Below are 12,528 nucleotides of genomic sequence, written 5' to 3'. Positions count from 1 at the left end.
TGGTAAACTTGAATTCAGCAATCGCCTTTGAGGCTGTTGTTACGGATGTTATTCACGATTGAACAGCATTCTTGAGATCAAGGTTTGGCTTTCATCCCTCCACAACCACAACTGTTAGTTATTGCCTAGCAACAATAACAAACTGATAAACAAATAAAATCAACTGGTGAATCCACCCACCGCCTCGATCAAACAGATTTTTCACTCGAAAAATAGGTTTTGATAATCCATTAACAATCTCATAGCAATCAACTAATGCGTAATATTGATAAACTGCGTATAGCTTGGATTGGTAAAAAATCACCCTTTTGTGGCAATGTCACCTACGGTCGGGAGATTACTAATGCCCTACTTGACCGAGGTCATGAAGTTAGTTTCCTCCACTTTGCCCAGGAAGAATCACAAACCGATACTTGGCCAAATTGTCGAGAAGTACCATTACCCTTTATTTATAAATCCCAGGTTTACACAATTCCCACATTAAACGCGAGAAAAGTCCTAACGGACTCACTCAAATCCATCCATCCGGATATCGTCCATGCATCCCTGACCCTCTCACCCCTGGATTTTCTTCTCCCAGAAATCTGTGAAGAATTAAATATTCCCCTCATCGCCACATTTCATCCACCCTTTGCTAGTAAAGGTGTGAAATTGATTTCCGGCACGCAACTATTAGCTTACCAACTGTATGCTCCATTTTTAGGAAATTATGATCGGGTGATTGTTTTTTCCCAATTGCAGCGAGAACTGTTAGCAAAATTAGGTGTTCCTCCAGAAATTGTGGCCGTGATTCCCAACGGAGTCGATGTGGAGAAATACTCCCCCGGAACCTCACAAATCAAAACCGAATTTGCCGCCAAACGTTTATTTGTGTATCAAGGTCGAATCGCCCTCGAAAAAAATGTTGAAGCCCTATTAAGAGCTTGGAAACAGGCGAAAATGCGTCCTGACAGCAAATTATTAATTGTGGGAAATGGCCCCTTAAAAAACTCCCTGGAACAATTTTATGGACCAGAACATGGAGTCATTTGGTTAGGATTTATTGCCGATGAAGCTCGCAGAATCGAAATTTTGCGTGGTGGGGATGTGTTTATTCTACCCTCCCTTGTGGAAGGACTATCATTGTCCTTACTAGAAGCAATGGCTTGTGGAATTGCTTGTATTGCCACCGACGTTGGAGCAGACGGGGAAGTATTAGAAGATGGTGCAGGAGTGGTGATCACCACCAAAACAGTGCGATCGCAATTACGTACCCTGCTTCCCCTATTTCAAGACCACCCAGAAATCACCGCCCTACTAGGACAAAAAGCCCGTCAACGGGTCTTAGAACGTTATACCCTCACCAAAAACATTTCCCGTTTGGAGGAATTATACACCCAGGTTTTAGCCAGTCCGAAAGTGAAACAAACAAAAATCCAATTTATCCAAGGAGCGTGATTAATTAGGATTTGCAGCAAAAGTCTTTCAGTAGAGGTAGGGAATGGGCAGTAGAGACGCGACATGTCGCGTCTGTTTTCATCGTCAAAAAATCGAATTGGTATAAGTTGCAAAGTATAGTCCAGGTCAAGCTGGGAATATTTCCAGCATCAAGTATTGCGCTTACCTAGATATGGGGATAGGGTGATATTAAAATTACACTATCCTTAAATTATAGTAGCAGTAGAGATATAGACTAATGAGGGAGCGCGATTGGAATATTCGACTGGCTGCGATCGCATTGTTTTTAGCGGCGTTAGTATTTGTGATTTTGGGTACTCGTCAGACTCCGGAATCAACCTCTTCGTCTACTTCCCAAGCGGAAACAACAGCCCTAAGTCCAGCGAGAATCGAGTTTCAATCAGAACGTAAACCTGCACCAGCAGCAATCAGTCCACAACCCACACCCACCCCCTCAATTACACCAATACCGGAAGCAACAGTAATTCCCACCCCAGCACCAGTTACACCCCCACCCCAACAACCAGTTTCCACCTATTCCTTCATCACCACAACCGCCTTTAAAAAATTTCAGCCCAGGTATCAAATTGCTGGGGCAGACCCCAGTAACTACGGCGATCGCTATTCTACAGATATTAACGGTAAACCAGCCACCAATCAACCCATCATCGTCCTCCACGAAACTTCTAACTCCGCCCAAAGTGCCATTAATACCTTCCGTAATTCCCACCCCAACGACGAAAATCAAGTTAGCTATCATACCCTAATTACCCTGGATGGAATCATCGTCTACCTTGTCCCTCCCGAAAAACGTGCCTACGGAGCCGGAAATTCCGTATTTAGCGGGCCAAATGGTGAAGAAACCGTCCAAACCAACCCGAATTTACCACCATCTGTGAATAACTTTGCCTACCATGTATCCTTAGAAACACCACCCGATGGTTGGAACCAAACCAGCGAAACCACCCACAGTGGGTATACAGAAGCACAATATGAAGCCCTCGCCTGGCTAATTGCCCAAAGCAGTGTCCCCGACAACCGGATTACCACCCATCGTGCAGTGGACAGGTCAGGACAGCGCATTGACCCCCGCAGCTTTGATTTCGATCGGTTTTACAACTTGCTGCATACATTTCGGCAACCTAGTAGTGGTAATAGTTAAATTCATTAATCATACATTTGCGATCGCATTTCTCCCTAATTCGGTAAACAACCCAGCAAACCATCGCAAGAATCGATAGAATGTACCTAAAATAACTAGCTGAGATTGCATGATTCCTATCGTTATTGAACAATCGGGTCGAGGCGAACGCGCCTTTGATATTTACTCGCGTCTATTGCGGGAAAGAATAATTTTCCTGGGACAACCCATCGATAGCACGGTTGCCAACCTTATTGTTGCCCAATTATTGTTCTTAGATGCCGAGGACCCAGAAAAAGATATATACATGTATATCAACTCTCCCGGTGGCTCGGTGACGGCAGGAATGGGCATCTTTGATACGATGAAATATATTCGTTCAGATGTTTGTACAATTTGTACAGGACTAGCTGCCAGTATGGGCGCATTCCTCCTCAGTGCGGGAACTAAAGGCAAACGCATGAGCCTTCCCCATTCCCGGATTATGATTCACCAACCTTTAGGTGGTGCGCAAGGACAAGCAACCGACATCGAAATTCAAGCCAAAGAAATTCTGTACCACAAACGTCGTTTAAACGAATATCTAGCCGAACATACCGGACAACCCATTGAGAAAATTACCGAGGATACCGAACGGGATTTCTTCATGTCTCCAGAAGAATCCGTAAAATACGGTTTAATCGACCAAGTAATTGACCGTCATGCAACTGGTAGTCGTCCAGTAGCTGTTGTGAGTTAGAAATAATGCATCAATGACAATCTCAAGACGTGGCCCCGCTGCGTCTTTTTTTGCTGGTAGGTAGGTGCAATTAACATAAAACCGCAACGTAACCAATCATTCGACCCAAGCCTTACTCCCGTACAGACGCGATATATCGCGTCTGTACCTATCCTACTCCCGCAAAAATTTAGATGCTATCTGCGACAAAATTTAACCAATCTGATTACGCCTTTTCTCCTAACTCCCTGGAACGAAGGGTAGCCCTTTGGACTGCATTTATAATTGCGGCACGAAACCCACCTGCTTCTAAGGCGGTAATCCCAGCAATGGTTGTCCCTCCAGGACTGGTGACTTGATCCTTGAGGACGGCTGGATGGAGTTTTGTTTCTGCTAATAATTGGGCTGTCCCCAGGACTGTTTGCAAAGCAAGCTGATTTGCGATCGCACGAGGTAAACCGGATGCAACTCCACCATCGGCTAAGGCTTCAACTAAAATGGCGATGTAGGCTGGACCACTCCCGGATAAACCTGTCACTGCATCCATCATCGATTCCGGTAGATCGACCACCTCCCCAACTACGGTAAATAGTTGCTGGGCTAATTTTAATTGCTCTGGCTTAACCTTACTTCCCCCACAAATGGCTGTCATCCCTGCTCCCACGGTGGCGGGTGTATTGGGCATAGCCCTAATTACTGGTAAGTTGGTAAATGCCGATTCTAGTTGCCCTAGTGTCACCCCTGCCAAAATAGAAACAACCATAGGTGAACTTTGTAACTCACCTATGGCGGCAAAATCTGCGGCAATTTGATTAAAAACCTGCGGTTTAACTGCTAAAAATATGACTTCAGATACTGACTTAAATACCTGATGGTTATCAGCAGTAGTATTCACCCTGTATTTTTCTGCTAAAAAATTCCGTCGAGCGATCGCTGGTTCGCTGACAATAATTTCTTCTGACTTATAAACATCTGCGGCAAGAAGACGGGATAACAAAGCTTCTCCCATAACTCCGCCACCAATTAAGCCAAATTTCACGCTGAGTATTTCTCTAAAAAAAAGTTTATTTGTTTGTTTTGTTTTTATTTAATTTTTAATTCCAATCTAATTTGGAATTTTAGATGCAATCCCTAATCTAAAACCCCAAACCGCTCAAAAGGCTACAGCTATTGGGCCATGCGATTCATTTCCGTTCCCCATGCTGATGTTGTTCCCGGTGTGCGATTGGGACGAACTGGTGCTTGCGGTACTTCGTGGAGTACGCCGTTTGTGGTGCTAACTTGAACACAACTGGGAGTAAACAGGAAAATACTCTCACCAATTCTTTCTTGATGACCATCTAGGGCATAGGTTCCACCTGCAACGAAGTCTACTGCCCGTTGTGCTTGGTCTGGATCCATGATGGTTAAATTCAATACCACTGATTTACGTTCCCGTAGAGCTTGAATTGCTTGGGGCATTTCTTCAAATGTCCGCGGCTCAAGAACCAAAACTTCCGAAATACCATTGAGGGCACCAGGCATTCCAATCACATTATTCATTGTTGTTTTTGTACTTGTTGCAACGTCAGTATTCATTGTAGACATGGGTTCGCGCCAACGTCTATTAGTTTGTGCTACTGGTTCGGGTTGTGGTGGTGCTGCTGGTTGGGGATTTTGCTCTTGGTAGAGGTTTTGATAACTTTCGGTATCCGGCTCTTCTTCGTAGTACTCGTACTCGATGGGTTCATTTAAACCAACGAAGTCTCTGAGTTTCGTAAAAATATTGTTCATTGTCACACGTTCCTGGTGCAAATTTTTTAACCAAACATGCAGCAATTTTTATAAGCAATTGCTACTAAAGTCAACGCTAAAAACATCACAAATCATAAGACTTAAAGATGTAACATCATTCACGATGTTTGACAAGCGCTGATCCAAATATAGTTGGTTAGATTTATTACCAATTCGCCAAACCTAGTACCAGTAATAGAAGCAAGGTCTTGGCAATGATTGAGTCAAGATTATATACCAACTACTCCAAACAGGGAAGTATTTTTTATTTTTCTGCTTGGAAATTTTTGTTTACTTTCTGTAAATACTACATTTTGGTCTAATTCGTGAACCAGGAAACATAATTATTTTTGTGTATAAAATATTTTAAGTATATTTACGAGTGAGGGGAATATGGGAGACAAAATACAGGAGGTAGGATGATTCATATACGGAAATATTTATATATAAATTTTCTACTTCCCCTGCCCCTGCTCCCGATAACTCCCTATCCTTTGTTTCTGCGGCCAAAAATACTTGTGCCAATGCGTACCATTGTGGCTCCGGCTTGAATGGCTGCTTGGTAATCTCCAGACATACCCATCGATAGTTCTGTCATTTTTATTCTTTCCCACGATTGGGAAGCGATCGCTTGAGCTAGTTCTCTGGTGCGATTGAATACATCCTGGGTCTGTGCTTCATCTAACCCCAAGGGGGGTATTGTCATCAAACCTTGAATTTGTAAATTTTTGCAACGGTCAAGGTGGGGTAGGTCGGCGTAAAGTTGGTCGAGATGCCAACCAAATTTATTGGGGTCGGGGAGAATTTTGACTTGCAGGCAAATGGAGGGGCAAAGATTCAATTCTCCGGCGAGACTATCGAGTTTTTGGGCGAGTTTGAGGTTGTCAACGGAGTGTATCCATTGGAAATGGGTCAGGGCTTTTTTCGCTTTGTTGGCTTGGAGATTACCGATGAGATGCCAAGTGATATCTTCTAGATCAGCAAGTTCAGCTTGTTTAGCGATCGCTTCTTGGACGCGATTTTCGCCGAAGTCGCGAATTCCTGCGGTATATGCGGCGCGAATTGCGGTAGCAGGAACCTGCTTGGAGACGGCGATAAGTTTGACGTGATTGGGTATATTAGCTTGGATTTGGGCAATACGGACAAAAAGGTCAGCATTAATGCGATCGCCAGTCGAACTATTCATTGAAATGTGCGTTTAAAAACACTCTGAAGTTGATCGTACTCCTGATGTAGACCTGTGCGACGGAGACTACGCAGACGATTTTCCAACATCATTTTCGCCTCTGTACGGCCGATAGGTTGAAATTTCATCGTTTTGCCTTCCGTGGTGACGATAAAAAACAAGCGTTGCGCGTAGAGTGTGGTGAATAATTCTTGGCTCTCGTCTACCATGCTAATTCTGTAGAGTAAACCCCAAGTTGGATGGTTGATGTAAGTTTCGGGACTTTCTAAATTCATCTAGGACGAATGGTACGAGTTACATATACATTTTCGTTAGCTGTGATCGCAATTCCGCTCATGGTTTCGGATAAACCCTGGAAGATTTGCTTAAAATAAACAGTTTTCCTATTGGGGAAAATGTCAGACTGCGCTACAAAGCATTTGAAAGTGTGGGCATGGACACCATCAAAATTGCAGTAGCGATCGCATAATCTTCATCGTGGCTCAAACTAATTTGCCACTGGGAACTTGCCATCATCGGCAGAGATAAAGAAGGGTTAGAAGATTGGTCGGTTTCTGCTCCTCTATTCCATCCTGCCACAATCATTGCCGCATTGTGATGTAATTTGATGAAGGGGATACCGTTAGGATGACGACATATTTCCACATCTGTGTAGCTGATACCACTCCATCCTGTCCCCAAGGCTTTAACAACGGCTTCCTTTGCAGCCCATCTACCTGCCAATTTTTCCACTGCGGGACGATTTGGGGAGTTTCCATAGCCACAGTGGCATAATTCACCCGGTGTATAAACTCGATTTAAAAAACGCAGGCCAAATTTATTAACTAATTTTTCAATTCGAGGAATGTAAACGATATCAGTGCCTAGTCGGAACATTTCGCGGAAGAATACGGTCGTCAGGAGACAGGATACAGGATACAGGATACAGGATACAGGAGACAAGTAATTAGATTACTTATAACTTACTCCCGTCACGGACCACTCCCCACTCCCTACTCCCTGGATTTTGCAAGGCGAAGAAATATAATCAAGCCAGTATCCCCTGCATCCCCTACTCCCCACTCCCTAGTTTAGCCCGAATCAACCAATCGGAATCTTGAGCGGCGATTTCCCGATAGGTGGTGTCTCCTAGCTGTTCTAGCGCCATTAAGGCAGCATATTTCAAGTCCCAGATTTTCGTTTCTAGACAGGCTTTCAGCTCGGGTATGGCTCGCGGGTCGCCAAGTTGACCGAGGGATATGGCACAAGCTGCACGGGATTTTTGGAATTGGGGTTCGCGATTATGCAGGTTTTGCACCAATAAGTCGTAGGCGGGTGCATACTGGAAATGACCAAATAGTTTCATCACGTGGTAATGGGCTCCATAATCGTTGTAGGCTGCGGCTTCGTAGGTGGCTAATAGGGCTGTTGGTGTTTGTTCGGGGTAGGATTCCAGTAGGGTTTTTGTCGCTAAATAACAACGACCAAAGTCGGTTTGGTATAGTTCGGAGATTAAAAATTCTAGGCTGGGTACAAGGTCGTATTCGTGGACTAAATCCATGTCGTCGGGATGGTCTAATAAAACCTGTTCGAGGTAGGGCTGAATGTCACTAAAGCTTATTTCCCCTGTTTCGATACCTGTTTGACCCATGAGTCGAATTGCTCGCAGCCGAAACACTAAAGAAACTGGACAACGGGCTATTTTGGGGATGGCTGCATAGTATAGGGAATCGATTAAATCTTGAATGCATCCCCGACGCGCATTCAAATTAGTACTTTGCAGCAGAGCAATAATTTGCTCGATATCACTATAATCTCCCGTTAACCGACAAACCGCCGCGATCGCTGCACTACGGGTGGGTTCGTCTTCGGCTTGGATAAATTGACGAATTCTCTCTAGGGCTGGTCGGTAATCTGCGTTGGCTAGTGTATGGATGATAACTCGATAGATTTGTCCTGGTTTTTCCAGTAGTTTGGCAATATCTTCTAGAATGCCTGGGTCTTGGGTGCCAATTTCACCTATCGCCCAAACACTGTTTTCCACTGTATAAATATCATTGTCTTGCAAACATGTACGAATTACTGGCAAGGCTGATGCTGCTTGTAATCGACCGAGGCTTTCTACTGCTTTGCGACGAATAATCCGTTGATCCAGTTGATTGGGGTCGCTGTTTTGAATCGCCCGAATTAGTGCTGCCACAGACGCTTCCCCCGGAAAACTAATCAGGGATGATACCGCCACATATTTGTCAGATGGGTCTTCCATCTCTTCTATGGGTGTATCAATAATTGCGATCGCCTGTTCCTGTGTTAACCCAAATATATTATAAAAACGTTTATCCATTCCCTTCTAAGTTGTGTCTTGAAAATTCTTTAGCCGACGGCTGTAACAGAGCCAAAAAAATTATAGAATCTAAAGTTCAGCATACAAGATTAATCCCCCATTTGAAGCAAATCTCTGAAACTTAGAGGGGTAGGGAGTAGGGAATAGGGGTAACTAGGGAAGAAAATCTATCATATGGCTTCCGTTCATATCGGAATCAGAAGAAATCTACAGGGACATATGAGGAAACAGAGGAAGAGGTCAACGGATTTTATTAACCTTGTTCATAATCAATGATCGACCCACCGGGTTATCTGAGATGACCCACCGGGTCGTCTCTACGGACTATCCCTGCGATTAATACGGATTTGTGGGAAATCCAGGTTTAATTATACTGTTAAAAAATATGAATATACCTGCGTGAAATTTCACTTTTATGCATTAAATCCATCAGGAAAAAACTTTGCCAAGTGTTCTGAAATCTGCAAGAATTGTATATGTCTTAAAAGCATATAAATCCAAATATATAACCTGTATAAATTGATTTTAGTCAGGTGATTAGGTAGGTATATCATGACAGATAGTATGGGAAAAACCGTTGATAATCAAGAAATCATCGAAGTACTGACCGAGTTTGAGCAGTATAGGGAAAGATTAATTAACGAAACAATGGAAACGGCAAAAAAAGCCAAGTTGATGAAAAAAACCGTCATGGCTCAACTGGAACCAGAATTAGCGAAAATCGACGCAATCATCCAAAACCTACGTATGCAGTTGGAGGGAGTCGGGAATCGGGAGTAGAGACAACCCGATAGTTCGTCTCCACGGGAGCGGAAGATAGGGGTGTTAATAACATGCCTCTAAGAGCATGTTTGTCAAGTAATAATTATTACTATTTTGACTATCGTCCTGACTTTGGACATGGGGTTATAAGGCTGATTTTTCCTTCGAGAGTACAGACGCGACATGTCCTGTCTCTTCCTGCTCCCAGAAACGATAATTCAAGGATTAAAAATGACTTTTTAAACAACCTCTCAGAATTTTAGTCATATCAGCCATCTCCCCTCCTGTTGACCGTTGACCATTCTTGACCATTAGACCCATGAATCCCACCACCCTTGACCAAAACGAAACCGATGCGCTGTTGGAGTTTGTAAGTAAACAACTTGACGACGGCAAATTTAATGCCAATGACCGTCAAATTCTGCAACAAATGGTGGAGAGTTTGGGGGATAAGCGGGGATTAATCCGTTTAAGTTTTGCGGAAGCTTTGGGGGATGTGGGAAAACCTGCGACACCTTTTTTATTAGATGCGATCGCCAATCATCCGAATGTGGTGGTTCGTCGTGCAAGTGCAAAAACCTTGACTTTAATTGCTGATCCCCAAGCGGTTCCGGTATTGGTGGAAACCCTACTCAAGGATGAGGATACGGTTGTTAAGGGTTCCTGTGTGGGTGCGTTAGCCAGGGTAGGAGAAGCTTCCGTCCCTGCTTTGTTGCAGATTCTCGCATCCCCTGAGTATTCAGAAACGGAAAAGGGTTTAGCAACTTGGGCTTTAGCGTTTATCGGTGTGGAAGCGCAGGAATATGTATATCGGGAGGTAGATTCCCCCATCCCGGAAGTTAGAGCTGCTGTACTCGGTTCGATTGCAGCGATCGCTCAACAGGATAGTTCCCCTGTCCACAGCGAACGCGCATATGAGGTGTTAATCAAGGCTTTACATGACCCGGTTTCCTTTGTGCGGTGTGAAGCGACTACCGCCTTAAGTAATTTAAAATACCAACCCGCAGTCCCCCAACTAATTGAATTATTGCAAACCCATGCGGATTGGGAAACTCGTAAAGCCGCAGCTTTGGCATTAATGAAAATCGGTGATACCAGTGCGATCGCCGCTTTGGAAAATGCTCTCGATCAGGAAAGGGAAGCAGCTGTTGTAGCAGTTATTAAACTAGCAATTAGTCAACTGGAGCGCTTATCAGTGGATGAGGAGTGGTAGTTAAAAAGACGGTTAACAGACAAAATTGCTAACCGTCGCCAAAGTGAGAATAAAATTCCAATTAAAACTTTAGTTCAACATCTTGAATATTAATAACGGGAATATCCACCACCGGAGTATCCACCATTGTTACCGCGTCTACCACCACCAAAGGAACCTCTATTCTCCTTGGGTTTGGCTTTGTTGACCTTCAAGCTACGTCCCATCCACTCAGCCGTATCTAATGCATCAATTGCAGCAGTTTCCTCAGCCTCACTGCTCATTTCTACAAAGGCAAAGCCTCTGACACGTCCCGTTTCTCGGTCTTTCGGTATCTGAACGTTTTTAACTGTTCCGTAATCACCAAAAACTTGCTTGAGGTCTTCCTCATCAACCTCATAGGATAAATTTCCAACGTAAAGTGACATGATATAACTTCTCCAGAATTTGAGCGCTTAGATATTTTGATCCGGAGAAGTCTGTAATAAATGTAACTAAAAACAAACTGGCCAACCGAATTCAATTCATCTGAATATAACTTTAGCACAAATTCTCTAGTTGTGTTGAGGGTTTTATTGAGCAATTCAATTCCTGGAAACCCTTGGATGGTCGGCATTCTCCCCTAATCCCAGGTATTCTTTAACATTATTTAAAATTTGGGCGATCGCTATCTGGAAAACAATCATCAAGAGAATTTATATATAAGTTTTTGCTATCTATAAGAATAGATGTCTACGGGTATGATTATGCTTTTTTGCACAAACATTTCAGTCTACACATAATCTCGGATTCCAGACAAAACCCTAAAATTTATAGGGAATAGGGAGTTGTGAGTAGGGAATAGGGGAAAAATAACTTTCATCGGTTCTTATGTAAGCAGTTCTCTAGGAGAAGGCTAGTACCGCGCGGCGTAAATACACCTACCTTTCCCCTCGCTCCCATGCTCCGCGTGGGAGCAGAATCTGCAAGGCTCCTGCTTCGTGAATGAAGGCAGAGCCTTCAACTCACTAAGCGACCACGCGGAGCGTGGTCACTAGATAAAAAGTTAATACTCGGTTTATTTCAGCCAACCTGTACTAGTCTCCAATGTCATTTGGACACAACCAAACCATGTAAATAACTCATCCCCACTCCCAACTCCCTATTCTCAAGCGAGACTAATCCGAATTCCTCCAGATAAAAATTAAAGATTTATAATTTTATCCGGGATATTATCAAATGAGATCGATACATATGGAGTAAGCAATGAGAACAATAAGCAATCAGTATGTACTCGGTGACAAAAAATAACTATCCAACTTTAAAACGAGGCGATCGCGGCGAGCAAGTTAAGGAATTACAGCGTTTACTCAATCCCCGGATGGCAGGACCAGACCGGATTCAAGTTGATGGTATCTTCGGAGATGAAACTGAGTTTGCTGTGCAAGAGGTACAGTATCAATTTTTTCTCAAACAGGATGGGATTGCCAATGAACATGTGTGGAGATGCTTGTATGCGAAAGCACCAGTAGTTCAACCTGTAATTCGAGTCGGAAGTAATAGCGATTTAGTTAAACGCGTCCAGGAAGTGATGTCTGAGCATGGCTTATATAGCGGTGAAATCAATGGTGTGTTTGATGCTCGTTTAGAAAACAATATCAAAAATTTTCAACGCAGTCGCAATTTGGTTGCAGATGGTGTCATCGGTCCAAAAACTTGGAAAGCACTGTGCGATGTTGCAACTTTCGTCACCGTTGAAAGTTAGTTAAATTTATTTTTATTATTGTCACCGAATTATTGTCACCGACAATCTGAGAGGATGTTTTAAAAGTCAATTTTGATACTGAATCTATCGTTTTTTGGGAGTAGGAAATCGGCGGAGATGCGACATGTCGCGTCTGTACAGCTTATCACGACAAATACACCGTTTGAGCATATTCCCTGTCTTCAATAATTGGTTGATAAAGTACTTATTGACAATAATTTTTGGTCAAATATTTGTATATCTCCCGTCCCC

13 protein-coding genes are annotated in these 12,528 nt (G+C 43.4%); 6 read left to right on the top strand and 7 right to left on the bottom strand.

The window, feature by feature from the left end:
* The first annotated feature begins 273 nt into the window (after positions 1-273).
* The 3 genes from CDC37_RS17280 to clpP all read left to right on the top strand — a co-directional run bounded on the left by CDC37_RS17280 (position 274) and on the right by clpP (position 3,317).
* Complete coding sequence (locus CDC37_RS17280; RefSeq protein ID WP_096626345.1) at positions 274-1,437, top strand: glycosyltransferase family 4 protein; 1,164 nt, start codon at positions 274-276, stop codon at positions 1,435-1,437.
* Between the two features lie 238 nt (positions 1,438-1,675).
* Positions 1,676-2,599, top strand: coding sequence for an N-acetylmuramoyl-L-alanine amidase (locus CDC37_RS17275; protein ID WP_096623525.1), 924 nt, complete (start codon positions 1,676-1,678; stop codon positions 2,597-2,599).
* 109 nt (positions 2,600-2,708) lie between these two features.
* The gene (gene clpP / locus CDC37_RS17270) at positions 2,709-3,317 is read left to right on the top strand and encodes an ATP-dependent Clp endopeptidase proteolytic subunit ClpP (protein WP_096623523.1); all 609 of its coding nucleotides are present in this window, start codon (positions 2,709-2,711) and stop codon (positions 3,315-3,317) included.
* A 205-nt stretch (positions 3,318-3,522) separates the two neighbouring features.
* Here clpP and proC read toward each other — a convergent pair whose 3' ends face one another.
* The 6 genes from proC to CDC37_RS17240 all read right to left on the bottom strand — a co-directional run bounded on the left by proC (position 3,523) and on the right by CDC37_RS17240 (position 8,578).
* Positions 3,523-4,344 carry a pyrroline-5-carboxylate reductase gene (gene proC / locus CDC37_RS17265; protein ID WP_096623521.1) on the bottom strand — a complete coding sequence of 274 codons (822 nt, stop codon included), beginning with the start codon at positions 4,342-4,344 and terminating at the stop codon, positions 3,523-3,525.
* A gap of 119 nt (positions 4,345-4,463) precedes the next feature.
* Positions 4,464-5,069, bottom strand: coding sequence for a cell division protein SepF (locus tag CDC37_RS17260; RefSeq protein ID WP_096623519.1), 606 nt, complete (start codon positions 5,067-5,069; stop codon positions 4,464-4,466).
* 487 nt (positions 5,070-5,556) lie between these two features.
* Positions 5,557-6,231 (bottom strand): YggS family pyridoxal phosphate-dependent enzyme, encoded by a 675-nt coding sequence (locus CDC37_RS17255; RefSeq protein WP_442861095.1) that lies wholly within the window; start codon positions 6,229-6,231, stop codon positions 5,557-5,559.
* Positions 6,232-6,251: 20 nt separating this feature from the next.
* Positions 6,252-6,530 (bottom strand): transcriptional coactivator PipX, encoded by a 279-nt coding sequence (pipX, locus tag CDC37_RS17250; RefSeq protein ID WP_096623515.1) that lies wholly within the window; start codon positions 6,528-6,530, stop codon positions 6,252-6,254.
* A 133-nt stretch (positions 6,531-6,663) separates the two neighbouring features.
* Entirely contained in the window at positions 6,664-7,131 is a 468-nt protein-coding gene (gene acpS, locus CDC37_RS17245) for a holo-ACP synthase (protein WP_096623513.1), read from the bottom strand.
* Between the two features lie 175 nt (positions 7,132-7,306).
* Positions 7,307-8,578 carry a HEAT repeat domain-containing protein gene (locus CDC37_RS17240; protein WP_096623511.1) on the bottom strand — a complete coding sequence of 424 codons (1,272 nt, stop codon included), beginning with the start codon at positions 8,576-8,578 and terminating at the stop codon, positions 7,307-7,309.
* A gap of 552 nt (positions 8,579-9,130) precedes the next feature.
* Between CDC37_RS17240 and CDC37_RS17235 the strand changes: the two genes are divergently transcribed.
* Together CDC37_RS17235 and CDC37_RS17230 are read left to right on the top strand one after the other, a co-directional pair.
* Positions 9,131-9,358, top strand: coding sequence for a hypothetical protein (locus tag CDC37_RS17235; RefSeq protein WP_096623509.1), 228 nt, complete (start codon positions 9,131-9,133; stop codon positions 9,356-9,358).
* Positions 9,359-9,659: 301 nt separating this feature from the next.
* The gene (locus tag CDC37_RS17230) at positions 9,660-10,553 is read left to right on the top strand and encodes a HEAT repeat domain-containing protein (protein ID WP_096623507.1); all 894 of its coding nucleotides are present in this window, start codon (positions 9,660-9,662) and stop codon (positions 10,551-10,553) included.
* An 89-nt stretch (positions 10,554-10,642) separates the two neighbouring features.
* Here CDC37_RS17230 and CDC37_RS17225 read toward each other — a convergent pair whose 3' ends face one another.
* On the bottom strand, positions 10,643-10,960 hold the full coding sequence (locus CDC37_RS17225) for an RNA recognition motif domain-containing protein (protein WP_096623505.1): 318 nt from the start codon (positions 10,958-10,960) through the stop codon (positions 10,643-10,645).
* 839 nt (positions 10,961-11,799) lie between these two features.
* On the opposite strand from CDC37_RS17225, the gene CDC37_RS17220 reads away from it, so the two are divergent.
* Entirely contained in the window at positions 11,800-12,276 is a 477-nt protein-coding gene (locus CDC37_RS17220; RefSeq protein WP_096623503.1) for a peptidoglycan-binding domain-containing protein, read from the top strand.
* Positions 12,277-12,528 lie beyond the last annotated feature (252 nt).

Source organism: Calothrix sp. NIES-3974 (assembly GCF_002368395.1).
Classification (GTDB): Bacteria; Cyanobacteriota; Cyanobacteriia; order Cyanobacteriales; family Nostocaceae; genus NIES-3974.
The sequence above is the reverse complement of the archived record's forward strand: the minus strand, read 5'-3'. Positions and strand labels throughout refer to the sequence as shown.

What these genes read in the sequence shown, in the direction of transcription:
- acpS (WP_096623513.1), bottom strand. Translation starts at nt 7,131, where the DNA reads ATGTTCCGACTAGGCACTGATATCGTTTACATTCCTCGAATTGAAAAA.
- CDC37_RS17230 (WP_096623507.1), top strand. Translation starts at nt 9,660, where the DNA reads ATGAATCCCACCACCCTTGACCAAAACGAAACCGATGCGCTGTTGGAG.
- CDC37_RS17220 (WP_096623503.1), top strand. Translation starts at nt 11,800, where the DNA reads ATGTACTCGGTGACAAAAAATAACTATCCAACTTTAAAACGAGGCGAT.
- CDC37_RS17275 (WP_096623525.1), top strand. Translation starts at nt 1,676, where the DNA reads ATGAGGGAGCGCGATTGGAATATTCGACTGGCTGCGATCGCATTGTTT.
- pipX (WP_096623515.1), bottom strand. Translation starts at nt 6,530, where the DNA reads ATGAATTTAGAAAGTCCCGAAACTTACATCAACCATCCAACTTGGGGT.
- clpP (WP_096623523.1), top strand. Translation starts at nt 2,709, where the DNA reads ATGATTCCTATCGTTATTGAACAATCGGGTCGAGGCGAACGCGCCTTT.
- CDC37_RS17240 (WP_096623511.1), bottom strand. Translation starts at nt 8,578, where the DNA reads ATGGATAAACGTTTTTATAATATATTTGGGTTAACACAGGAACAGGCG.
- CDC37_RS17260 (WP_096623519.1), bottom strand. Translation starts at nt 5,069, where the DNA reads ATGAACAATATTTTTACGAAACTCAGAGACTTCGTTGGTTTAAATGAA.
- CDC37_RS17225 (WP_096623505.1), bottom strand. Translation starts at nt 10,960, where the DNA reads ATGTCACTTTACGTTGGAAATTTATCCTATGAGGTTGATGAGGAAGAC.
- CDC37_RS17235 (WP_096623509.1), top strand. Translation starts at nt 9,131, where the DNA reads ATGACAGATAGTATGGGAAAAACCGTTGATAATCAAGAAATCATCGAA.